The sequence below is a fragment of the Halalkalibacter alkalisediminis genome (assembly GCF_028610705.1).
GTDB lineage: Bacteria > Bacillota > Bacilli > Bacillales > Bacillaceae_D > Halalkalibacter > Halalkalibacter alkalisediminis.
In genome coordinates, this window is the sequence record NZ_JAQQWT010000007.1 from 39,209 (window position 1) to 63,835 (window position 24,627).

Sequence of the window (24,627 nt, forward strand, 5' to 3'; positions counted from 1 at the left end):
GTTTAATGGAATAGGACAATCGTCGCCTCTCATATGAACATAATGAGTCTAATTTTGTTTATTGGAGGGGAAGGTCTATGATTATACGTCTAGATAAATTACTTATTGACTTGCCAAAGCCAGAACATCCGGATGCTAATGCAGCAGCGGCTGTTCAAGAATTACTTGGTGGTAAGTTTGGTGAGATGTCTACTCTAAATAACTACATGTATCAATCTTTTAATTTCAGAAGTAAAAAGAAGCTGAAGCCTTTTTATGATTTAATTGCAAGTATTACAGCGGAAGAGTTTGGGCATGTTGAGTTAGTTGCAAACACGATTAATCATATGATTGAAGGAACGACTTTTCCTGGAGACCCTGACCTGACACCGATGCAAAATGCAAAAGATAAGCGTGTGACACGGCATTTTATTGAAACAGCTCAGGCTTCTTATCCAATGAGTTCAATGGGAGCTCCTTGGACGGGAGATAATGTCTTTAATAGTGGAAATCTTGTTTTAGATTTATTGCATAATTTCTTTCTCGAGTGTGGAGCAAGAACACATAAAATGCGTGTATACGAAATGACGGATAACCCTGTTGCAAGAGAAATGATTGGTTATCTCCTCGTTCGAGGCGGTGTTCATGTCTTGGCTTATGCAAAAGCACTAGAAGTGGCAACTGGTGTTGATATGACAAAAATGGTGCCAATACCGAATCTGGAAAACCGAGCGTTTGACTATGCACGTAAATTTGAGGATCAAGGAATTCACCGTAAGTTGTATACATTTAGTCCTACAGATTATCAAGACATTGATAAAATTTGGAAAGGTACGCATCCATCAGATGGATCGCCAGTTGAAGTGATTAGAGGAGCACCAGAAGGGGCACCGATGCCAGATTATCCTGAGATTCCAGAGGAATTTGCACCAGGGATCTCACATGATGACTTCCTAGAAATTGCGAAGAGGCTTCAGCGGTCTGCAGGTATATAGTTTATACTTGTAATTTAATGACTGTATCTAAAAAAGATGAAGTGTAAGAGCTTCATCTTTTTTTGCGCAGCGCTTTCAATAGATAGTTGCTTTTTAGTACAATAAAGAAAGAATCATACTGACGATAAACAATTTAACATACGTCAGAGAAGGGTGATGACTATTGAATATTTATTGCATTGGAAGAAACTATGCTAAGCATGCAACCGAGTTAGGAAACGCGATCCCAGAAGAGCCCATTTTATTCTCTAAACCTACTCATGCTTTAGTAGAAACAAAAGGTCAGTCTATTGGTTTACCATGGGAGTTAGGAGAAATCCATCATGAAATAGAGATTGTACTTAGAATTGATAGAGAAGTAAAAGCGGGAGACCGACTATCTGATGTTGTAAGTCAAATGGCCCTAGGAGTAGATTTAACTTTAAGGGATGTGCAATCGAAATTAAAAGAAAAGGGGCATCCATGGTTACGAGCAAAGGGCTTTAGAAATTCAGCGATTATCACGCCATTTTGGAGCTTTGGAGGAGAGGAAGAGTGTGAAAAAACGGATTTTCACTTAATAAAAAACGGAGAAACGGTGCAACACGGAAATAGTAAAGATATGATGTTTAATTTCCAAGCAATTATGGAGGAATGTGTTCAATGTTTTGGTCTAGGTGAAGGAGATCTTATTTTTACAGGGACACCTGAAGGCGTGGGCCCGGTAACAAGTGGAGATCATTGCCGTTTGTTGTGGGGAGCAGAAGAAAAAGGACAATTTACAGTAGCATAGATGGCGGAAGCTAAATAGAAAAGAGGAGATGACTTTGACAGGCACGAAGGTTTTTGCACACCGCGGGTTCTCGAGTCAATACCCTGAAAATACGATGGTCGCTTTTCAGGCCTCAGCTGATATAGGAGCGGATGGGATAGAGTTTGATATTCAGCTCACAAAAGACCATGTTCCGGTTGTGATTCATGACCTTACTCTAGACCGGACAACAACAGGAAAAGGTTTTGTTCGCGATTATACAGCTAGTGAGCTAAAAAAATTCAGTGCGGGCTCTTGGTTTAGCGATACATTTAAAGCAGAAACCATCCCTACGTTGGAAGAGGTCCTCATTTGGGCAAAGACCCATTCCTTAACCCTTAATATAGAATTAAAAGGTTCTGTAGCTGACCGAAATTTAACAGTAGCTACTGTTTTACCTTTATTAAAGAAATACGATCTTGAAGAGAGAATTATTCTGTCTTCCTTTGATCACAAGTCTGTACATACCTTTCAAAAGCATAATCCCTTTTTAGAAACAGCTGTTATTGTTGCAGCAGCTTTGTATGAACCAGAAAGCTATTTAAGACATGTAAATGTGTTGGGTTATCATTTTTCCTATGTTAGTTTGCTAGATGAAGAAGTGAAGGCGTTAATAAAAAAAGGGTTTCGTTTAAGACCTTATACGGTAAATGAAGAAAGGTGGATTAAAAAGTTTTTTGAACTCGGCTGTGATGCGATATTTACGGATGAGGTAGAAAAAGCGTTAAGAATTAGGGGAAGAATGATCTAAGGAAAAAATTCTTTAATCGAATCCGCTTTGGAGCCTATCTGACTGATGTCTCAAAGGGTATAGCCTGTCCCGCCGATTAACGTTATTTTAAGAGCATAAGAGTCAACCATAAATATATAAAGTACCCTATAGAGTAGACAGTAAAAAAGGCTGCGTATAGGGTACTTTTAATTTTCTCAAAAATGATGAAGAGTTGGGATAAAGACATGGAATGTTCTTCAAAAGAGAACATAATCTCTAACTAAACAGAGTAAGAGGTGTTTGCCTTAAAATAAAGCCGTTATGTTTATTTACTAGGTAACTATTGCAAAATTGCGCTATTGCGGGAAAGAGGTATAGCATGATTCATTTATCAGAGATACCCTTTGAACAAATTGACATGTGGCCACCTGGGAGTGTTGAAAGTATCATTTTTCAAAAAATGAATGAAGGTTCGATTGTTTATTCATATCAATCGATTGGCGAATTATTGTTTGAACTGAAATTACGAAAACAGATCATGTTAAGTGCAAGAGCCATGAGCCAAAGTAATGTACAGTTTGAACCCTTTGAGAAGTCGCGTTGTAACCCTTACTATTGGGATTTGTTAAATACGGGAGGGTTTCAATTGCGACCTGGTGTAAAACCGTCAGATGCCATTCAAGATATTTACACGAACAGTTCACAATATGCGTTTGAATGTGCAACGGCAATAATCATTATCTATTATCATGCGACCCTAAATAGTTTGGATGAACATGTTTTTAATCAACTATTTCAAAACATCTATTTATACAGTTGGCACTTTGATCCTGATCTTGGAGTTAACTCAATTTATACTGACCATCTAATACCTGGAGATGTTGTCTATTTTAATAACCCGGACTTTCATTTGGAAACGCCATGGTGGAGAGGTGAAAATGCTGTTGTTCTCGAAGATGGTACGTATTATGGACATGGATTAGGAATTTTGACCGCTGAACAAATCATTCAGGCTCTAAATCAGAGTAGAAATCCGGGGAGTAATCAATCAGCTTATCTAGAAAATTTAGTAACAAGACCATCTTTTAAAGGTTTGGCGAACTTCTCGATGTTGCCACGAGGTTATATGGCTTATAAGATTCAACATGCCGTCATACACCATAACGAAAGTTCGATTCCATGTGGTCGATATTTATTCTATTTAAATACACTGTACAATCAGCTGAATGGTCGAAACCCATTCTTATAATGAGATTGGGTTTCGTTGTTTTAAGTAATAAATTTCTTACAATATAAACGTTAGTGAATAAGTTATCATATAGCAATAAAACTGGATGACTATTAATGAATTATGGCCGTTATTATACAAAAGCGTATTGGGAAATAAATTCCAATACGCTTTTGTTGATAGTGTAGTTGTAATGTTAAAATAACGATTAATTAAAGTGCTTTCTCTACCTAAACCGTTAATCGTATAAGAGTACCTTTTTTACATACTTATTTAATAATTAAATTCCCAATCGTTGTTGGTTTGATTTTCCATATATCATTAGCATATTCCTGAATCGTTCGATCACTAGAAAACATACCAGATTGAGCGATATTGACAATGCTTTTACTTAACCAATCTGATTGATTTTGATACGCTTCTTGTACACGACTCTGTGCATGAATGTAACTATCAAAATCTTTCAAGACAAAATATTCGTCATTATTATATAGAAGTGAATAGAAGATGTCTTTAAACTCTACGTCATCACCTGAAAAATGTTCGTTGACAAGGAGGTCCATTACATTACGCAATCGTCTATCGTTGTTGTAATAATCACGGGCACGATATTCTCCCTCACGTTGGTAATGAAATACCTCATCCGAAGTTAATCCGAATGTAAAGATGTTTTCTGTCCCTACCAATTCACCAATCTCTACATTCGCTCCATCGAGTGTACCGATCGTTAGCGCACCATTCATCATCAATTTCATATTTCCTGTCCCTGATGCTTCTTTACTCGCAGTGGAGATTTGTTCACTTAAATCGGCTGCGGGTATAATTCGCTCAGCAAGGCTGACAGAATAATTTTCAAGAAAGACGACTTTAATCTTTGAGCTAATGTCAGGATGATTATTCACTTTCTCGGCAACTGCGTTAATCAATTTAATGACTTGTTTGGCAAATGAGTAACCAGGAGCCGCTTTAGCCCCGAAAATAAACGTTCGCGGTATTAGATCAAGAGACGGGTCTTCAAGACATCTATTATATAAATGAATGATGTGAAATAAATTTAAAAGCTGTCGCTTATAGCCATGGAGACGTTTTATATGAACATCAACAATGGACTGATCATCTATTGTTAGATCATACTGTTTCTTAATAAAATTTGCTAATTTCACTTTATTTTCATGTTTTACCTTCGCAATCGATTCTTGAAAAGCTGAATCAGTAGCAAAAGGAATTAAATCCGTTAACTGTCCTGGTTGGTGGATCCAATCCGTTCCAATTGCTTGAGAGATTACATCTGTCAACTTGGGGTTTACATTTAACAACCAGCGTCTGTGTGTGATCCCGTTCGTTTTGTTATTAAAACGTTTTGGAAAAACAGTATAAAATGGTTTCATCACACGATCTTTTAAGATGTCTGTATGTAACTTTGCAACCCCATTAATACTAAAGCTTCCAACCATTGAAAGATGGGCCATATGAACTTGTTCATAAGATAAGATAGCCATTTCCGGAATTTTTTCTCTCAACTCAGGGTAATCATACCAAAGCATTTTGCAAAAACGTTCATTAATTTCATGAATAATTAAATACAGTCGTGGAAACAATGTTTTAATCATTTCCTCAGGCCATTTTTCTAGGGCTTCGCTCAATGTTGTATGATTGGTGTAGGCAACCGTTTTTTGCGTGATTGACCAAGCTTCATCCCAACCTAATTTCTCTTCATCCATTAAGAGGCGCATCAGTTCAGGAACAACGAGAGTTGGGTGGGTATCATTGATTTGAATCACAACATGCTCAGATAATTGTTCGAGCGGTTTATTTCTCTTCTTATAACGATGCAGGATACTTTGAAGGCCAGCCGAAACTAAGAAGTACTGTTGCTTTAAACGTAAAATTTTCCCTTCGTAATAAGAGTCATCCGGGTACAGAAACTCAGATATCTTTTCAATTGACCTCTTATAATCGAGGTAGTGATAATAATCATGTCCGCGACTTGAGTGGAAGTGAAAGTGGTTCGTCGTTGATTCTGCACTCCATAATCGAAGCGTATTGACTGTATTATTGTCAAACCCAACGATAGGGACATCGTACGGTACAGCAAGTACTCGTTCATAGTCGTGATGGTGAAATTGGAGGTGCCCGTTATCAACGGTTGTTTCAACGGTGCCCCCGAACCGCACTTCAATCGCTTTATCTCCTCGTTTTGTCTCCCACATGTATTCATCTTTGAGCCAGTTGTCAGGAAGTTCTACTTGATATCCATTAACGACCTTCTGTTGAAAAAGGCCATATTTATATCGAATCCCCATTCCATGACCTGGTAATTGAAGAGAAGCAAGAGAGTCAAGGAAACAAGCAGCAAGTCTTCCGAGTCCTCCATTCCCTAAACCAGCATCATGTTCTTCTCGAAATACATCTTCTGGATCGAATCCTAAGGAAAGTAGCGTTTCTTTATAAAGGTTCAACATGCCCATGTTTAATAGGTTGGATTCTACTAGACGACCGAGAAGGAATTCCATTGAAAAATAATAAACCTGTTTGCTTTCCTTTTCATCATACGTTTGTTGTGTCATTTGCCAATTCGCATGTATCGATTCTTTCATGGTTAGACAAATTGACTGAAACATTTCTTTCGTTGTTGCGTCTTCAAGGCTTTTACCGAATGACGAGGTGAGCTTCTCTTTCAGGATCTGGCTCAGATTGTCGACTGTCATGGTCATATGGTTCCTCCTCATTTTTGGGGTTCAGTAGTTTCTTGTATATGTCTTCATACTGTCCCGCAGAATGTTCCCAGTTCAATTTGCTCTTGTAGATGTTTTTTAAAAGTTGATTCCAGTGTTTTGGCTGATGATACAAATGAATACCGTAGCGAATGGTGTTTAAAAAGTCATTTGCATTATAATTCGTGAAAGAAAAGCCATTTCCTTCTCCAGTAAATTCATTATATGGTTGGATCGTATCTTTTAACCCTCCTGTTTCCCTAACGAGAGGGACTGTTTCGTAGCGAAGGGCGATTAATTGACTTAACCCACAAGGTTCAAACCGTGATGGCATTAGAAAGAAGTCTGAAGAAGCATATAACCTTCGCGCTAGTCCTTCCTGAAACACATTCATGAAACGACATGAATTAGGGTAACGATTTGATATCGCTTGGAAATGTTCTTCAAATTTAGATTCTCCGGTTCCCATAATCACAACTTGAACAGATTCGGTTGTTAATAACTCATCTAGAATATGAACTAGAAGAGGAAGACCCTTTTCTTCGACTAAACGACTAATGACGGCAAACATAGGAATATCTTTTGAAATCGTTAAGTCTAGTTCTTGCTGCATAATACGTTTGTTCTCTTTCTTTCTTGCATAATGCTTCTTGTAGGGAATAGACACGTAAAGGTCGTTTCCAGGATTATAAACATCTTCATCAATTCCATTAACAATTCCTGATAAACTCGTACCTCGTTCGTGTAAAAAGGATTCAAGTCCTTCACCGTAATAAGGATCTAATATCTCATTTGCATAGGAGGGACTTACTGTTGTTACCCAATCGGCATGAATAAGAGCTGCTTTCATAAAATTAATGGCTCCTCTAAACTCTAGACCACCTAAGTGAATCTGGTCTAAGTGCAGGAGTTCGTTAAAAACAGAAAGAGGAAATATCCCTTGATACTTTAAATTGTGAATAGTAAAGACAGTTTTCACTTGTCTTTGGTAAGTGCCAGCTTTGATATAGAGAGGAATAAGAGCTGTTTGCCAATCATGACAGTGAATTAGGTCAGGAGTCGCATCAAGATGTTCAAGTGCTTTGAAAAAGGCATGAGTAAAAAAAACATAGCGCTCAGCATCATCCATTTCATCGTATAAATGAGCTCGGTTAAAATAATATTCATTGTCAATAAAATAGTATGTGACTTGATCAGTTTCATAAGATAAAAGACCGCAATATTGTTTCCGCCATTTAACGTGGACGTCAAATGAACCAATAAATTTGAGTTGAGAAGCAATATCATGTGGAAGACCTCGATGTTTTGGAAGAAAAACGGTGAGTTTATGGCTTTTCTTGGCAAGTGCTTTTGGAAGAGCGGCTACAACATCAGCTAATCCTCCTGTTTTAAAAAATGGTGCGCATTCGGAAGAAACCATCACTATATTCATAGACAAAACTCCTTCTTTAATAGATTACATCACTTTTCTTTTAGCCACTACATAAGGGTTTTCTGGTGCGCCAATAAACGTACGTCTTGGAGAAATCACTATGTCTTTATCTAAAATAACGTTCTCTAACAGAGTGCCTTCTTGAATTTCACAACGTTGCATAATAATAGAGTTACGGACAACCGCACCTTTATGAACATGCACACCTCTAAAGAGAATGCTATTTTCAACCGTACCTTCAATGACACATCCATTAGCTAATAACGAACTCGACGTTTGGGCTGACTTTGTATATTTTGTCGGTGGTTCATCTTTTGGTTTTGTATAGATAGGCTTTCGATTTAGGAAAAGCTGAGTGTACACATCGATATCGAGTAAGGACATACTATGTTTATAGTAGCTTTCAATTGAATTAATGACTGCTAGATATCCTTTATATTCGTATGAGCGGACCGTTAGACTAGAAAGGTTTTCAATAATACCATCTAGGAGTAAATTTTCTTTTTTTCTAGCAATACAGTAATCAACGAGTTCCATTAACAAGGACTTTTTAATAATAAACATATCCATAAATAAATTTCGGTTGCTCGTGTCTGTCGTTATATTAGTAACCTCTCCCTTTTCGTTCAGTTCTAACTTTTTCTCCGATGCATGTTCGTGTTCAAGAATTTGAATAGGTTGATAGATAGCAGTTACGTCGGCTCCTGACTCTAAGTGTTCTTGAAACACTTTTTCATAATTGATGTTACATATATGGTGAGTACCTGTAATAAGTACGTATTCTGCTAAACCACGATCAAAGAAATCACGATTATTATGAAAATGTTGTAAATCGCCCTTTGATAAATCTGTTGGGTCGTTCCAATCAGGAGGGAGGATAAATAAACCGCCTCGTTTACGGTCTAAATCCCATGGTTTCCCGTTTCCTAAATGATCCATAAGCGAACGGTATTTCTTTCTAGTAAAGACGGCAATATCTTGAACTTGCGAGTTCACCATATTGGAAAGAACAAAGTCAATTAGACGATAGCGACTTCCATAAGGGACAGCGGCACCGCAACGGAAATAAGTCAGTTCCTTTAGCAAGTTTTGTTCACTATCTAAATGTATAACACCCATAAGTTTTTCCATTGATTTCTTCCTCTCTCACTTAGTATTTAGTTATCTTGAAATAGTGGCGTGTTTTTTAATGGGAGTGTCCTTATCGATGACTAAAATCTCATCATTTGGTGAGAGAATCTCTGTATGATCTGGAATAGTTACTCCTTCTGCAACAATGACCTTTTTTAACTTGACATGTTGCCCAATTTTCGCATTTGGCATAACGACAGATTGCTCTATTTCACTATGACAACCAATTCCAACTTGATGGAATAATATCGATTCTGAAACGTTCCCATAGATAAGACAACCCTCATTAATAAGAGAATCGGTTATCGTTGCATGGGGTGAAATGTATTGCGGCGATTGACAAGCATTAACGGAATAAATACGCCAATTATACTCATGGAGTTTTAAAGAAGGTTGTTTAGCGAGTAAATCCATATTCGCTTCCCAGAAGCTTTGAATAGTCCCAACATCTTTCCAGTACCCAGAAAACGGATAAGCAAATAATTGACGATTGTCATTTAGCATCGCAGGGATAATATCTTTTCCAAAATCATGACTAGATGTCGGAAGTTGTGCATCTTCATTCAAGTAGGCCTTTAAAACGGACCAGTTGAAAATATAAATACCCATCGAAGCGAGATTGCTTTTTGGATTAACAGGTTTTTCTTCAAAATCAGTAATATGACCCGTTTCCGTAGCGTTCATAATTCCAAAACGACTAGCCTCATCCCATGGCACTTCAAGAACGGAGATGGTAGCTTCTGCACCGCGCTCTTTGTGATAATCAAGCATTAAGCTATAATCCATTTTGTAAATATGGTCGCCTGATAAAATAAGCACATATTCAGGATCATACTGTTCAATAAAGTAACGGTTTTGATAGATGGCATCGGCTGTTCCTAAATACCAGGAACCACCTCTCTTTTCAACAAAAGGCGGAAGACACGTGAGTCCTCCGTTACGACGATCTAGATCCCATGGTGTACCTATTCCTAGGTGAGAATTTAAAGCAAGCGGTTCGTATTGGGTTAAAACTCCAACCGTATCTATTCCAGAATTAATACAATTACTTAACGGGAAGTCTATAATTCTATATTTTCCACCGAAATATACCGCAGGCTTGGCTAACTTTCTTGTAAGGTCACCCAGTCGTTTCCCTTCCCCCCCTGCAAGCAGCATAGCTACGCATTCTTTTCCTCTATTCATATTTCCAGCCCCTGTCTAATTGGTTTTGATTTTTAAAGGGACACCTTGATGGACTGAATCGTTTGATGTAAGGAGTATCCCTCCTTAAGTGGTCATGCCACTGTTGTTATATAAGCTTATGCACCAAGGAGGTCTTCTCATTCCAAAGAAATTCCAAAAAAAATATTTATGAATGAATTCCTACGATTCCCTTATTTAAATTGCAGAATAGAAAAAACTAAACAACTAAAAAGACTAGTAATATACAGTTCTTTTAGACTAAAATGATTATATAACTTTAAAACTAGGATGAACGCTATGACAAACCAACTTTCACCTTTATATGATAAAAAAGTCCTTTGTTTATTCTGTGGACGTACATTTAACTCAAAGAGAGTGCGGTCGAGTTTCATCCGTATGGAAAAAATAGAGAGCGATTTTTGTAAGGTATATAAAGAAGAGACGATAAATCGATTATTTTATGAGGCAGATGTTTGTCCAGCTTGTGGCTTTACATCAACAGAGTCCTTCAGCCAAGATTTTCCTACAGGGGCTAAGGAAGAAATTGCAAACCAATTCATAAATTGGATATCTCAAGATTTCGGTAAGGAGCGTACGGTTTTCGAAGCTACGAAAGCAATGAAGTTGGCTATCCTTTCAGCCAATTTAAAAAAGGAAAGTCGGGTTGTCACAGGTGGGGTTTGTCTTCGCTTAGCATGGATTTATTGATCAATAGAAGATATAAATGAAGAGATGCGTTTCTTACTAGCTGCTCTTTCGCATTATAAAATCTCCTACGAGAGAGGAGATTATATAGGAACACAAATGACGGAATTGAGACTTTTATATTTACTAGGTGAACTAGCAAGGAGATTGAAAAAAGAAGAAGAAGCCGGACTTTACTTCACGAGAGTGATTCAACATAAAAAAAGAGCGACCGAAGTAAAGATGGTTGAGATGGCAAGAGAACAATGGTATGTCATGCGCAATCAGAAACAGGTAAATTCTGCAAAGTAATAATTAACCACCCACAACGGTAAAAACGTATGATAAAATTAATACAATTTTACATGTTTCGACACAATTCTATCTTGATAGAACCCTTGGAGGAATACAAAGTGAATGTAAACCATATTAATGCGATTTGCCGTGCTACAAAAGAAATATTAACTAACCATTTTGGCCTTATTGTTTCACCACTTGTAGCTAGCGCAGGTACAGGAACCATTCCTTCAAATGATATATCTGTTATTTTAGGAGTGAAAGGTCAATTACAAGGGCAAATTATTTGTTCTTTCACTTCTGATACAGCTAAAAAGCTTGTTGGTGTAATGATGGGTGGAATACAGATCGATCACCTCGATGAAATCGGATGGAGTGCTGTTCAAGAGTTTGGCAATTGGGTAGCGGGAACAACCGCAACCGAACTATCAAAAGAATCATGTATTATCGATGTAACTACACCGATTGTGAATGAAGGAGAGTCAAGGTTCCATTCAAGCAGTCCATTTGTTAGCGTGCCTTTAGACACACCAATTGGTGAAATTCATGTGCATATCGCAGTTAAAGAAGAGTAGACTTTTGATCAACCACCCTATATAGTAAGGTGGTTTTCTTTTTTATATGAGAAAGCAGTCATTGTTTAAGGAGAATACAGGAAATAATAGTAAAGGTCATTAGTCTTTAATCCATAGATGAAGCTGAGCTTGAAAAAAAGCAAAAAAGTGTTCAATCTATACAAAAACGGGTAAACTTCTTGTGTGTAAGGTAAAGGAGATGATGATGTGTCAGAAAAGATAGATATATCTAAATTTGAAAAAAAGATGATTATTCGAAACATTGAAGCTAAAGATTTCGATGCTATCATAAATATGCAAAAATTGTGTTTTCCAAATATGGAACCATGGGAACGTGAACATTTAAAGAGCCATATTGACATTTTTCCTGAAGGCCAATTTTGTGTAGAGTTTGATGGAGAGATTATTGGATCTTGTTCAAGTTTAATTATTAATTTTGATGAATATGATGATCAACATACATGGGACGAGATAACGGATAATGGGTATATTACGAATCATGACTATGAAGGTTATAATTTGTATGGCATTGAGGTCATGGTTCATCCAGAGTACCGTAGAATGAAAATTGGTCACCGTCTATATGAGGCAAGAAAAGATTTAGCTCGTGAGTTGAATTTAAAAAGTATTATTATTGGTGGACGTATACCTAATTATTTTAAACATGCGAAAGAGATGACACCACGACGTTATGTGGAAGAAGTAACGATGCATAATATATACGATCCGGTTCTTACGTTCCAAGTAATGAATGGCTTTACGTTAAAACGTATTAATCCGAATTACTTAGATGATGATCGTGCGTCACTGCGTTATGCGACATTGATGGAGTGGAACAATATCGATTATCGACCGACTGTACCTAAGCGCCAGTTTAAGACGTCTTTTCCTATTCGAATCACAACGATCCAGTATGCGATGAAGAAAATTTCGTCTTTTGAAGACTTTGCTGTACAGTGCGAGTACTATACAGATGTAGCAGCTAGTTATCAATCAGACTTCGCTGTTTTTCCTGAGATTTTCACTTTGCAATTATTATCATTTTTGCCTGAAAAAAGCCCAAGTCTTGCGATCAGACGCTTAACTGAGTTTACAGAAGATTATATTGAGTTATTTACGGGTCTTGCAGTGAAATACAATGTGAATATTATTGGTGGTTCACATTTCGTTGAAGAAGAAGGTAAGATCTATAACATTGCCTATTTATTTAGAAGAGATGGCACAATTGAAAAACAATATAAGCTTCATATTACACCAAATGAGCGTAAATTCTGGGGCATTTCAGGTGGAGAACATGTTAATGTGTTCGATACCGATTGCGGAAAAATTGCCATTCAAATCTGCTATGATATTGAATTCCCTGAATTAGCTCGAATTGCAGTAGACAAAGGAGCCAACATCATCTTCACACCGTTTTGCACGGACGATCGTCAAGGCTATTTAAGAGTAAGATATTGTTCCCAGGCTCGTGCGATTGAAAATCAAGTCTATACGGTTTTGTCAGGAACGGTTGGAAATCTGACAGATGTTGAAAATATGGATATTCAATATGCGCAATCAGGAATATTTAGCCCATCCGACTTTACATTTGCACGAGATGGAATTGTTGGAGAATGCCAAGCGAACATTGAAACCGTTGTTGTTGGAGATGTAGATTTGGAGATTCTTAGACGGAACCGTCGTGCTGGAAGTGTAAATCAGCTAAGAGACCGGAGACATGACATTTATCAAATTAACTATAAGCAATAATTATAAGTAAGACCGTTTACCTCCTCGCTAGTTTGGAAAAGCTGATTGTTGTCACAGCTTAGAGGAGGTAAGCACTTTGCGTCTAGAACAAGAAAAATATTTAAACCGAATTTTTATCACAATAAGCCTTGTTTTTATTCTAATTAGTTCTTTGTTCTTGTTTATGACATTACCTAAGAGCGAGTTAGAAACGAAATGGACATTGTCATTTGCTGGGGCTAATGATTTGTTTGAAACAGGTCAAGCGATTGATTTTCATCTATTTCTTGAAGATGAACTGGGCGTTCCAATTGAAAATGCGAATATGAAGGCGGTATTTGACCGACCGGGCACCGTTCACCAAATTGAGAAGACTTTTAGTAGGTTGGATGGTGGACTTTACGAAACAGAGATTATTTTTTCAGTACCTGGTACATGGATTGCGATGGTTGAGGTTAATAAGGATGGAAGTACCTATTACAATCAAATCTTATTTAACGTACGAGGAACAATTGCAGCACAAAATAATCGGGACCCCAAAGACCTCTTTCACTTGGAGCAGCCCTTGCCCCGTGATTTAGAACGTGAATTAAATAATATACCTGATTTTAACAGATGATGTAAAGAAAAGAGAGTGTAGTCACTCTCTTTTTGTTTGATTAAAAAAAGGAAAATAGAGATCAAATCTAGAATTCATAGTTTGATATAATAGAAAAGATTGATGCCTTAGGAGGAGATAGGATGAGTTGGAAGGAACAATACAGCAAGTGGTCTAATTTTTCAGCATTAGAAGCCGAATGGAAAGAAGCATTAGAACAAAGACAAGGGAACGAAGTTGAACTAGAAGACTGCTTTTATAAAAATTTAGAGTTTGGAACTGGTGGGATGAGAGGAGAAATTGGTCCAGGTCCTAACAGAATGAATACATATACGATTCGTCGTGCTGCTGAAGGATTGGCGCGTTTTATTAGTAAAGATGGGAATGAGGCAAAGGAACGTGGTGTTGCTATTGCGTTTGATTCCCGACATAAATCAAGACAATTTGCGCTAGAATCAGCGCTAACATTAGGAAAACATGGAATTCGTTCTTATTTATTTCACGATTTACGTCCTACGCCTGAACTTTCTTTCGCTGTAAGACACCTTAATGCTTACGCAGGAATTGTGATTACAGCTAGTCATAATCCTCCAGAATACAATGGATTTAAGGTATATGGTGAGGATGGTGGACAACTGCCACCTGGTCCTGCTGAAGAACTAGTTCAGTTTGTGAATGGGATTGAGGATGAACTAGTCATTGAAGTGGCAAGTGAGATGGAGCTTAAAGGAGATCGAACTCTCCAAGTGATATCAGAGGAAATTGATGAAGAATATAACAAGCAGTTGAAAACGATCCTTATTCAAGAACAGTTAATCAAAGAATACGGAAAAGATGTAAAAATCGTATTCACTCCTCTTCATGGTGCAGCTAATCTACCTGTTCGCCGTGTTTTAGAGACGAGTGGTTTTACTCAATTAACAGTGGTTCCAGAACAAGAGCTACCTGATCCTAATTTTTCAACGGTGAAATCACCTAATCCTGAAGAACATGCTGCATTTGAATTAGCGATTGAGCATGGAAAGAAGCTAGATGCAGATGTCCTTTTAGCGACGGACCCAGATGGCGATCGAGTTGGAGTAGCAGTAAAAGACCCTGCTGGAGAATATGTTGTTTTAACAGGAAACCAAACAGGCGCCTTAATGCTTGATTATATTCTCACGCAAAAGAAAGAGTTAAATACGTTACCAACTAATGGAGTTGTTCTCAAAACAATTGTAACGTCTGAAATTGGTAGAGCAATTGCAGAAAAGCATCATTTACTTACAGTTGATACGTTAACAGGATTCAAGTTTATTGGAGAAAAGATTAAAGAGTATGAGCAAACAGGTGAGCATCGTTTCTTGTTTGGATATGAGGAAAGCTACGGGTATTTAATCGGTGACTTTGTTAGAGACAAAGACGCGGTTCAAGCTTGTTTGTTAGCTGCTGAATTAGCTACTTATTATAAATCTCGTCAAATGAATTTATATGATGGATTAATTGAAGTATTTGAGAAGTACGGGTATCACCAAGAAGGATTAGAATCATTAACATTAAAAGGTAAAGCAGGAATTGAACAAATTAATCAAATACTAGCTTCATTCCGCGAGACACCACCAACTATTCTTGGATCTAGCAAAGTAGCATTAGTTGAAGATTATCAGTCAAGTGTTGCGACAAATACAACAACGGGAGAACAAGTAACGATTGAACTTCCGAAATCAAATGTATTAAAATACAAGCTTGAAGATGGATCTTGGTTCTGCATTCGTCCATCGGGAACCGAGCCGAAGATTAAATTTTATTTTGGCGTAAATAAAGAAACGCTTGAGGGAAGTAAGCGCTCACTTGAACAATTAAAACAAGATGTTATGGGGCTTGTAAATCAACTTGTATAAACGAATGTTGATGCAACGATGACGCGCTTTTGTTAGCTAGTTGCGGTACGTTCTTAGCATAGACTATCTTTTAAGTATTATAGCAAAGGCTTGGGTTATGAAAATATAACCCAAGCCTTTTTCAATTTCAACTAAAATAGGATACGAATTTCATCTTTTACTATTAATGATTTGCGCATTACTTAACTCTCCTATAAGCATTTTACTGAATTAGATCAAAGTTCTTCTATGGAAAAAGTTAATCCTAGTTTGAATGTTGTGTTAAAGTAGCAATAGAATTTGTGGTCGTAAGGTGGGAGTTCACAGTGAGTTTAATTGAAAAGTGGTATACGTTGATCATTTTGTTAGCTGTTCTAGTTGGAATCAGCATAGGACAAATGGAACTTATACGAATAAATGCGGAGTTTTTAATAATCCCGTTGTTAGTATCGATGCTTTATATTACGTTTTTACAAATCCCCTTTGAAGAAATAAAAATGGCCTTTTGCAATAAAAAATTTACATTTACCACAATGATTATCAACTTTATTTGGACACCAGTTTTAGCATGGCTGTTAGCAACCTTATTTTTAGCTGATCATCCTGCCTTATATATTGGATTTATCATGTTAATGGTTACTCCCTGTACGGATTGGTACTTAATTTTCACGAAGATAGCTAGAGGGAACGTAGCATTATCTGTGGCCATTTTACCATTAAATCTTATTTTACAAGTTATCTTGCTTCCTCTTTACCTACTTATGTTTGACGGAACTACAGAAGTTATAGAGCTAAAATATCTAATAGAAAGTATAGTAATGGTTTTATTTCTACCATTAGCTTTAACGTTTTTAACAAAAATGTTACTAAGAAACAAGCAGCAATTAAGAGAGCGACTAATAGCTCGACTTAATATGTTACCAATTCTCTTCTTAAGTCTGGCAATCGTAGCTATGTTTGCTGCTCAAGGACAACTCTTGCTTGAACATTTAAGTTTACTCTGGCAAATAAGCATTCCAATTCTATTATTTTTTGCATTGAACTTGATCATTGGACAAAAAGTGGGAAAGCTTATGCAATTTTCATCTAGCGATCGGGCGAGTTTAAATTTAACTACGCTAGCTAGGAATTCTCCAATTGCCTTAGCAATCGCTATGACCGCATTCCCAGATCAACCTTTCATCGCTTTAACGTTAGTGATAGGTCCACTGTTAGAGTTACCTATTCTTGCTAGCATCAGCCAACTTTTATTATTTATTTCTAGAGGAGAAATCAATAAAGACTAATTAATGGGGAGGGGATAGAATACTATAACTCTTCAATAGAACAAAACAAGATCAGTACTTAAGGGAGCAAAATTATTTGTTCACTTATTTACTCGAAAAAAATCACCAATATGGAGGCTTTTTTCGTTTCCATCTAGAGAATGTCTATTGTTGTACTCATGATTTTTGAATTCGAATCATAAATTGGAAGAAAGCACGTTCAAGGAGGGGTTCGAATGTCGCCAGATAATTGGAAGAAGCTTGAACATTCAATTGCTGAGATCACGGAAATTGCTGAGGGGTTTGGGTTAGATTTCTACGAAATGAGATATGAAATATGTCCAGCTGAAATCATTTATACATTTGGTGCTTATGGAATGCCAACAAGATATAGCCACTGGTCATTTGGAAAACAGTTTCATAAAATGAAGCTACAGTATGATTTTGGATTAAGTAAAATTTATGAGCTAGTTATTAATTCAGATCCGTGTTATGCCTTTTTACTCGACAGTAATTCGCTTATCCAAAATAAATTGATTGTTGCTCATGTCCTCGCCCATTGTGATTTCTTTAAAAATAATGTACGTTTCTCCAATACACGTCGAGATATGGTGGAGAGCATGAGTGCAACAGCAGAACGAATCGCTCATTACGAACATTTATATGGAAAAGAAGAAGTAGAGAACTTTTTAGATGCAGTTCTTGCTATCCAAGAACATATAGATCCAAGTCTTCTAAGACCGAAGTTAGATTGGAGTATTGAGGATGTAGAGGAAGAAAAAAGGCCTTCCAAAAAATCGGAATACGATGATTTATGGGAGATGGAAGAAAAGCCAAAACGACCACAACCAAAAGCCAAAAAAAGAAACTTCCCACCTAACCCTGAAAAAGATATCCTCTTATTTATAGAAGAGTATAGTCGAGAACTCGAGCCTTGGCAACGTGATATTTTAACGATGATGCGAGAAGAAATGCTTTATTTTTGGCCTCAATTAGAAACGAAAATTATGAATGAGGGCTGGGCATCATATTGGCACCAAAGAATACTAAGAGAAATGGATTTAACGAGTGAGGAAACGATTGAATTTGCGAAATTGAACGCAGGCGTAGTCCAACCATCAAAAACAACAATTAACCCGTATTACTTAGGTCTGAAAGTTTTCGAAGATATTGAGGAACGTTACAATAATCCAACGAAAGATATGATTGAACGTCAAGGAGTGAAACCAGGAAGTGGGCGAGAAAAAATGTTTGAGGTCAGGGAGATCGAATCAGACATTTCATTTATCCGCAACTATCTAACTAAAGATCTTGTCATGCGAGAAGATATGTATCTCTTCCAGAAACAAGGTGCCGATTACAAAGTAGTCGATAAAGCCTGGGAGAACGTACGAGACCAGCTTGCCCTTTCTAGAGTAAATGGAGGATTTCCATATCTAGTGGTAACAGACGGAGACTACCTTAAAAATGGCGAACTATATATTAAGCACAACTTCGAAGGGACCGAACTCGATGTCGGATATTTAGAGAAAGTACTTCCATACCTTCACCAACTATGGGGCCGCCCTGTCCACATTGAATCGGTCATTAATGAAAAAGAAATCTCCTTCGTCTACGACGGAAAAAAAGTTCACCGCAAATATTTATAGAGTTTTTATGAAAAGGTCGAACATTACCTTTTCATAAAAACTCGAAGCAATGAGCGGACCGCTGCTAGTTCTTAAGTCTTCTGAGCGATCTTATCAGAAGGCGCGCAGCGAGAGGGGCCATTGCCACGGCTATAGGGGTGATAAAGTAAGAAGGATATAAAGCTAGAATACAGCAACCCATTTTAACCTGTTTCTGAGTAATCTTCTGTAAAAAGCGATACGAGTGTAGTCATTATAACTAAATCGAAAGGTTAAACTGATTGTTAAAGACTTTAGGACGTTGGTAAGCTCTGTCGCAAGGGCTTACCTGTTTTAATTCGAATTTCTTTACAATAGTAAGAGAGTTTGATTCATTTATAAATGACTGAAAATTTATAATTGAATGTTGACTTACTTTAGATATTAGAGGTAATATGGAGTTTGTCCTAATTATTCGTAAACCTAAATATTCGCATGTTGAAATATTTTATAAGAAAGTGGGGAATTAATTTGGATACTTTTAAACGGCTAAAACAGTTTTACTGGCCATTTAAGTCTTATTTTATATGGTCACTCTTAGCTCTATTATTCGTTACCGGTATGACCGTTCTATACCCTGTGATCTTGCAATTTACCATTGATCATGCAGTAAGAGCGGAAAATTATGATTTAATTCCATACTTAGTGATAGCGATTATTGGAGTGATGTCCATTAAAGGATTAGCGGTATACATTCATCAATATTTTGGAGATTTATTTGGTATTACAACCGTACATCGTTTACGTGATTCTTTATACAAAAAGCTACAGTTTTTACCTTTTCGCTATTATGACAATGCGAAAACAGGCGATTTAATGTCACGGTTAACAGGAGATGTGGAAACCTTTCGTTTCTTTTTATCGTTTGGCTGTGCTCAAGTCGTGAACTTTATCTTACTCGTTGGTTTTAGTATTGCAGTGATGTTTTATTATTCAGTACCCTTAACCCTTTTAACAATGGCAATGTTACCATTTTTAGCAATTGTTGTAGCCAAATTTGATAAGAGAGTTCATCCAGGATTTCGCGGAATTCGTAAGTCTTTAGCGCGTCTTAATACGAAAGTTCAAGAAAATGTTAGTGGAATGCACACCGTAAAAGCGTTATCTCAAGAAGATCAAGAGATTTTTAGGTTTGCTAAGTCGAACGAAGACTATAGACAAAAACACTTAGATATCTCAAAAATTTGGGCTAATTACTTTCCACTTATGGAGTTAATTGGGAATTTATCTGCCGTCGTGCTTTTGGCCTACGGTGGCTATTTAACGATACAGGGAAGTCTCCAACCGGGAGAACTTGTAGCCTTTTTTAGTTTAATTTGGTATATCATTGGACCGATTATGAACTTAGGTTTTATCATTAATATGTTCTCACAATCGAAGGCATCGGGAGAACGCTTACTAGAAGTTTTGGATGAAGACGAACGGAAGGACCTAGTAACGTCTAATGCAAAGCAGCCTAATTTAGTTGGAGAAGTCGTTTTTAAAGATGTATCGCTTACATATGGAGAAAAGAATTTACCTGCTTTAAAAGGGATTTCATTTGAGGCGACAAGAGGAAAGACAATAGGTCTTGTTGGAGCAACGGGATCAGGTAAATCCAGCATTATTCAATTAATTACAAGGTATTACGAACGAAGCTCAGGGCAGATTCTGATCGACGGGCGCTCCATTGATGATTACTCTCTGAAAGATCTTCGTAGTCAAATTGGGGTCGTCCTACAAGAGACATTCCTCTTTTCATCGACGATCCGTGATAATTTGGCCTATGGAAAGCCTGATGCGAGGATGGATGACATTATTGCTGCGGCTAAACGAGCGGATGCTCATGAGTTTATTGTGACTCTTCCTAAGGGGTATGATACCGTTCTTGGAGAACGTGGGTTAGGGTTATCTGGTGGACAAAAGCAAAGGATTGCAATCGCTCGAGCTATTATTATGGATCCGAAGATTTTAATTCTTGATGATGCAACGAGTGCCGTCGATATGCAGACGGAAGTGAAAATTCAAAAGGCATTCCGCGAAGTAATGAAAGGGAGAACCACTTTCATTATTGCCCATCGTATTTCCTCTGTGAAACTAGCTGATGAAATTCTTGTCCTTGAGGATGGGGAACTTTCTGAAAGAGGAACACATACGGAATTAATAAATTCAAATGGAATTTACCGCAGAATCTATGATATTCAAAATCAAGACCAGGAGTATGTCTTGCAGCAGGCATAGGAGGATATAAATGGAACAAACAAAAAAACGATCTAGATTTCATTATTCAACGGAAGAAATCATCGAAAAGCCATTTAACTGGTCACAAATGGCTCGATTGTTTAGCTATATGAAGCCATACGCTTGGACCTTACTGCCTAAAACGATCTTTGTAATGCTTATTGTCACTGCCGTTAGGATTGTAGTCCCTATTTTTATCGGTGTCCTCGCCATTGACTATGCTATTATCCCTGGCGATCAAAACTTGCTTTATCTTTTTGCCGGCGTGGTTCTTGGTTTATACACAATCTCGTGGGTAGCAAACGTATTTCGAATACGTTGGATGAATGAAATTGGCCAGCATATGATTTTTGATATTCGAACAGCTCTTTTTAATCATATCCAACGCTTGTCGCACCGATTTTTTGATCAGAGGTCGGGAGGATCAATTCTTGTAAGGGTAATTAATGATGTGAACTCGATGCAAGATCTGTTTACAAATGGAGTCGTCAATTTATTAATGGACATTGTCATGTTAGTAGGAATTGTGATCATTTTGTTTATGCTTAGTCCAGAACTAGCGGTATTGATATTAATTGTCCTTCCATTAATGTTTTTTATTTCCACGAAATTAAGAAGGAAAATTCGTAGATCTTGGCAAACGGTACGGGTGAGACAATCGAAAATGAATTCACACCTTAATGAGAGTATCCAAGGAATTCGAGTGACTCAGGCGTATGCCCAAGAAAAGGAAAACATGGCTTTCTTTAATAACATTAACACAGATAACTATGAAAGTTGGAAACATGCAACACGTATGAATGCCATTTTTCGACCATTTGTAGAGATGTCAAGTGCCGTTGGGGCTGTGGTGTTAATCTGGTATGGAACGACGCTAATACAGTCAGGTGCCCTTACTATTGGAGTATTTGTTTCATTTGCCTTTTATCTAGGTATGTTTTGGGAACCAATTTCTAGGCTAGGTCAAGTTTACAATCAATTACTAGTGGGGATGGCATCTTCTGAACGAATTTTCGAATTTCTTGATGAACAACCTTCTGTTCCAGAGAAGCAGAATGCGAAATCTCTGCAGGATGTAAACGGTAAGATTGTATTTGAAGATGTAGAGTTTGCTTATGATGAATCAAGAAAGGCCCTTCATCAAATTAATTTAACTTTTGAAGCAGGTCAAACGATTGCTCTTGTGGGCCATACAGGCTCAGGGAAGTCAACCATTGTTAATTTGATGAGTCGTTTCTATGATCCAACGAAAGGTCGAGTTTCACTAGATGGAGTGGACTTACGAGATATTCGATTAGATGACCTTCGTTCAAACGTAAGTTATGTCTTACAAGACACGTTTATTTTTGCAGGAACGATTATGGATAATATACGTTTTGGAAGACCAAGCGCAACAGATGAAGAGGTCATTCAAGCGGCAAAGGCAATTGGTGCACATGAATTTATCGCAAAATTAGAAGCGGGATATGAAACAGAAGTAGAAGAAAAGGGAAATGTGCTCTCTGTTGGAGAAAGACAGTTGTTGTCTTTTGCAAGAGCACTTCTCGCTAATCCAAGAATTTTAATTTTAGACGAGGCAACGGCAAGTATTGATACTGAGACTGAATTAAAAGTTCAAGAAGGATTAAAGAAATTACTTTCAGGTAGAACAGCTGTTATGATTGCTCATCGTCTATCAACGATACGCGATGCTAATAAAATTGTTGTATTGGAACAGGGCAATATACTTGAGGCAGGAACACATAAAGAATTAATGGAGTCTCAAGGTGCCTATTATAATCTTGTTAAATCACAATACGCAGCAATGGTGGATCACTCAGCTTAAAAGGGCGTAGGAAACACCTCAGTACAAAATGGATATTGAGTTGTTAGAAGAAGCTGGTCTCTATCAAAATCTACTGAATCGATTACTCAAGTAGCTAAGTGATGAAATCAAGTTTGAGATGACCGTAATGTAGACGTTGACTTGATGCTTATACAGGAGAGGTTCGCCGAGTGAAATGGACGACTAAGACAATTGAAAAGGTTTTTTGGAAAAACAGAGAGCTAATCCTAAGAGATTGGTCTCTGTTTTTGTGTGATTAGAGGATAGGTGCTAAAGACGATGTATGGCTGCTCAAGAAACAATGGCTTCAATGGAGGAAATTACTTCTTCAGCAGAATCATTAACTCACATGGCAGAAGGGTTACAAGAGGTTATTTGACAGTTTAAAGTATAATAATCGTAAGAGAAATTATAGAGAAATACTTTAGATGTTAATTTTGCTCTTCATTCTGAGTTGTTTTTGTTGACATTTAGATGAGATCAGGTAGTATATAAATAATATTCTAAATTTTATAATAATAGAGGTGCCATCATGAAGTATGCTTTTGCAAATCGCGTTCGTCATTTGCAATCTTCTGCAGTGAGAGATATTTTAAAAATTGTTGGTCAAGGAAATGTGATTTCCTTTGCTGGAGGTTTACCCGATGATGATTTATTTCCACTAGAAGGAATTGAAGATGCGTTCAACCGTGTCTTTAAGACAGGGAAGAAATCATTACAATACATGGAGACAGAAGGGTATCGCCCTTTACGAGAAGTTATTTTACACCGAATGGCTAAAAAGGGTATTTCTGGTTTTACTTCTGATGAAGTCCTCATAACAACGGGATCACAGCAGGCGATTGATTTATTTTCGAGAATTATGTTAAGTCCTGGTGATGTAGTTCTAACAGAAGATCCAACATACTTAGCGGCGTTACAAGTATTTAAATCCTATGAAGCCGAAGTAGTAGCTGTTGAATCTGATGATGATGGAATGCTTCCAGGCGATTTAGAAGAAAAATTAAAGCAATATCATCCAAAATGTGTTTATGTGGTTCCGACTTTTTCAAATCCCGCAGGTCGTGTGTGGGCATTAGAGAGACGTAAGCAGTTAATTGATTTAGTTCATCGTTATAAAGTGGTGGTCTTTGAAGATGATCCTTATGGGGAACTTCAATTCACGGAAAATGAAGTATATACTCCACTTGCTGCCCTTGATGATGGCACACGCGTTATGTACACAAGTACGTTTTCTAAAACAGCCGTTCCTGCACTAAGAACAGGTTGGATTACTGGTCCTTATCAAATTATTCGTATGATGGCACAGGCCAAACAAGCAAACGATTTACATTCGAATTCATTATCTCAGCAAGCTTTATATGAATTATGTACTCATTATGATTTAGATGCTCATATCAAGCACTTGATTGAAGTTTACAAGAGTCGTATGGAAATAATGGTTAGATGTCTTGAAGTAGCCAATCTGCCTAATGTCCATTTTGTTAAGCCTAAAGGAGGAATGTTCCTTTGGATTGAGGTGGATGAAAGAATTGATTTGACTTCCTTATTAGATAAGGCAGTTGAGCATGGGGTTGCTTACGTTCCTGGAGAACCATTTTTTGCAGGCAATCCAAAGAAAAATACAATGAGATTAAATTTCACACATGCTACGCCAGAAAAGATTAAACAAGGTATGAACTTGCTTACTCATGTTATATCAACTGAGATGAATAAGCATCTAGTTGAAATTGGTGAGTAGTT

General features: G+C 37.3%; 17 protein-coding genes and 1 pseudogene. 14 read left to right on the top strand and 4 right to left on the bottom strand.

What is annotated here, in order from left to right; genetic code table 11:
• Nucleotides 1–77 precede the first annotated feature (77 nt).
• The 4 genes from PQ474_RS12495 to PQ474_RS12510 all read left to right on the top strand — a co-directional run bounded on the left by PQ474_RS12495 (nucleotide 78) and on the right by PQ474_RS12510 (nucleotide 3,725).
• The gene (locus PQ474_RS12495; RefSeq protein ID WP_273843687.1) at nucleotides 78–974 is read left to right on the top strand and encodes a manganese catalase family protein; all 897 of its coding nucleotides are present in this window, start codon (nucleotides 78–80) and stop codon (nucleotides 972–974) included.
• Between the two features lie 163 nt (nucleotides 975–1,137).
• A complete protein-coding gene (locus PQ474_RS12500) occupies nucleotides 1,138–1,746 on the top strand; it encodes a fumarylacetoacetate hydrolase family protein (RefSeq protein WP_273843690.1) in 609 nt (202 codons plus the stop codon).
• Between the two features lie 28 nt (nucleotides 1,747–1,774).
• Entirely contained in the window at nucleotides 1,775–2,515 is a 741-nt protein-coding gene (locus PQ474_RS12505; RefSeq protein ID WP_390187440.1) for a glycerophosphodiester phosphodiesterase, read from the top strand.
• A gap of 340 nt (nucleotides 2,516–2,855) precedes the next feature.
• A complete protein-coding gene (locus PQ474_RS12510; protein ID WP_273843696.1) occupies nucleotides 2,856–3,725 on the top strand; it encodes a protein-glutamine gamma-glutamyltransferase in 870 nt (289 codons plus the stop codon).
• A gap of 248 nt (nucleotides 3,726–3,973) precedes the next feature.
• Here PQ474_RS12510 and PQ474_RS12515 read toward each other — a convergent pair whose 3' ends face one another.
• The 4 genes from PQ474_RS12515 to PQ474_RS12530 are packed head-to-tail and all read right to left on the bottom strand — an operon-like array spanning nucleotide 3,974 to nucleotide 10,166.
• Nucleotides 3,974–6,418, bottom strand: coding sequence for a glycogen/starch/alpha-glucan phosphorylase (locus PQ474_RS12515; RefSeq protein ID WP_273843699.1), 2,445 nt, complete (start codon nucleotides 6,416–6,418; stop codon nucleotides 3,974–3,976).
• On the bottom strand, nucleotides 6,354–7,850 hold the full coding sequence (glgA, locus tag PQ474_RS12520; RefSeq protein WP_273843702.1) for a glycogen synthase GlgA: 1,497 nt from the start codon (nucleotides 7,848–7,850) through the stop codon (nucleotides 6,354–6,356). Before glgA ends, PQ474_RS12515 begins: the two co-directional genes overlap by 65 nt.
• A gap of 24 nt (nucleotides 7,851–7,874) precedes the next feature.
• Nucleotides 7,875–8,981, bottom strand: a complete 1,107-nt coding sequence (glgD, locus tag PQ474_RS12525) for a glucose-1-phosphate adenylyltransferase subunit GlgD (protein WP_273843706.1) — start codon at nucleotides 8,979–8,981, stop codon at nucleotides 7,875–7,877.
• Between the two features lie 30 nt (nucleotides 8,982–9,011).
• Nucleotides 9,012–10,166 carry a glucose-1-phosphate adenylyltransferase gene (locus PQ474_RS12530; RefSeq protein ID WP_273843707.1) on the bottom strand — a complete coding sequence of 385 codons (1,155 nt, stop codon included), beginning with the start codon at nucleotides 10,164–10,166 and terminating at the stop codon, nucleotides 9,012–9,014.
• A gap of 297 nt (nucleotides 10,167–10,463) precedes the next feature.
• On the opposite strand from PQ474_RS12530, the pseudogene PQ474_RS12535 reads away from it, so the two are divergent.
• The 10 genes and pseudogenes from PQ474_RS12535 to PQ474_RS12580 all read left to right on the top strand — a co-directional run bounded on the left by PQ474_RS12535 (nucleotide 10,464) and on the right by PQ474_RS12580 (nucleotide 24,625).
• A pseudogene (locus PQ474_RS12535) lies at nucleotides 10,464–11,162 on the top strand (DUF2225 domain-containing protein).
• 101 nt (nucleotides 11,163–11,263) lie between these two features.
• Nucleotides 11,264–11,722 (top strand): chemotaxis protein CheX, encoded by a 459-nt coding sequence (locus PQ474_RS12540; RefSeq protein WP_273843710.1) that lies wholly within the window; start codon nucleotides 11,264–11,266, stop codon nucleotides 11,720–11,722.
• Between the two features lie 207 nt (nucleotides 11,723–11,929).
• Nucleotides 11,930–13,471, top strand: a complete 1,542-nt coding sequence (locus PQ474_RS12545; protein ID WP_273843712.1) for a bifunctional GNAT family N-acetyltransferase/carbon-nitrogen hydrolase family protein — start codon at nucleotides 11,930–11,932, stop codon at nucleotides 13,469–13,471.
• 76 nt (nucleotides 13,472–13,547) lie between these two features.
• Nucleotides 13,548–14,069: a FixH family protein gene (locus tag PQ474_RS12550; protein ID WP_273843713.1), complete on the top strand. Its 522-nt coding sequence runs from the start codon at nucleotides 13,548–13,550 to the stop codon at nucleotides 14,067–14,069.
• Between the two features lie 122 nt (nucleotides 14,070–14,191).
• Entirely contained in the window at nucleotides 14,192–15,928 is a 1,737-nt protein-coding gene (locus PQ474_RS12555; RefSeq protein WP_273843715.1) for a phospho-sugar mutase, read from the top strand.
• Nucleotides 15,929–16,233: 305 nt separating this feature from the next.
• Nucleotides 16,234–17,193, top strand: a complete 960-nt coding sequence (locus tag PQ474_RS12560) for an arsenic resistance protein (RefSeq protein WP_273843717.1) — start codon at nucleotides 16,234–16,236, stop codon at nucleotides 17,191–17,193.
• Nucleotides 17,194–17,408: 215 nt separating this feature from the next.
• The gene (locus PQ474_RS12565) at nucleotides 17,409–18,821 is read left to right on the top strand and encodes a SpoVR family protein (RefSeq protein ID WP_273843719.1); all 1,413 of its coding nucleotides are present in this window, start codon (nucleotides 17,409–17,411) and stop codon (nucleotides 18,819–18,821) included.
• A 489-nt stretch (nucleotides 18,822–19,310) separates the two neighbouring features.
• Nucleotides 19,311–21,059: an ABC transporter ATP-binding protein gene (locus tag PQ474_RS12570; RefSeq protein ID WP_273843721.1), complete on the top strand. Its 1,749-nt coding sequence runs from the start codon at nucleotides 19,311–19,313 to the stop codon at nucleotides 21,057–21,059.
• A gap of 10 nt (nucleotides 21,060–21,069) precedes the next feature.
• On the top strand, nucleotides 21,070–22,884 hold the full coding sequence (locus PQ474_RS12575; RefSeq protein WP_273843723.1) for an ABC transporter ATP-binding protein: 1,815 nt from the start codon (nucleotides 21,070–21,072) through the stop codon (nucleotides 22,882–22,884).
• Between the two features lie 532 nt (nucleotides 22,885–23,416).
• On the top strand, nucleotides 23,417–24,625 hold the full coding sequence (locus PQ474_RS12580) for an aminotransferase-like domain-containing protein (protein ID WP_273843725.1): 1,209 nt from the start codon (nucleotides 23,417–23,419) through the stop codon (nucleotides 24,623–24,625).
• Nucleotides 24,626–24,627 lie beyond the last annotated feature (2 nt).

Bases quoted from the DNA above. Each gene is read 5' to 3' on its own strand.
- PQ474_RS12555 (WP_273843715.1), top strand. From the start codon at position 14,192: ATGAGTTGGAAGGAACAATACAGCAAGTGGTCTAATTTTTCAGCATTA.
- glgD (WP_273843706.1), bottom strand. From the start codon at position 8,981: ATGGAAAAACTTATGGGTGTTATACATTTAGATAGTGAACAAAACTTG.
- glgA (WP_273843702.1), bottom strand. From the start codon at position 7,850: ATGAATATAGTGATGGTTTCTTCCGAATGCGCACCATTTTTTAAAACA.
- PQ474_RS12505 (WP_390187440.1), top strand. From the start codon at position 1,775: ATGACTTTGACAGGCACGAAGGTTTTTGCACACCGCGGGTTCTCGAGT.
- PQ474_RS12495 (WP_273843687.1), top strand. From the start codon at position 78: ATGATTATACGTCTAGATAAATTACTTATTGACTTGCCAAAGCCAGAA.
- PQ474_RS12565 (WP_273843719.1), top strand. From the start codon at position 17,409: ATGTCGCCAGATAATTGGAAGAAGCTTGAACATTCAATTGCTGAGATC.
- PQ474_RS12510 (WP_273843696.1), top strand. From the start codon at position 2,856: ATGATTCATTTATCAGAGATACCCTTTGAACAAATTGACATGTGGCCA.
- PQ474_RS12530 (WP_273843707.1), bottom strand. From the start codon at position 10,166: ATGAATAGAGGAAAAGAATGCGTAGCTATGCTGCTTGCAGGGGGGGAA.
- PQ474_RS12575 (WP_273843723.1), top strand. From the start codon at position 21,070: ATGGAACAAACAAAAAAACGATCTAGATTTCATTATTCAACGGAAGAA.
- PQ474_RS12580 (WP_273843725.1), top strand. From the start codon at position 23,417: ATGAAGTATGCTTTTGCAAATCGCGTTCGTCATTTGCAATCTTCTGCA.
- PQ474_RS12515 (WP_273843699.1), bottom strand. From the start codon at position 6,418: ATGACCATGACAGTCGACAATCTGAGCCAGATCCTGAAAGAGAAGCTC.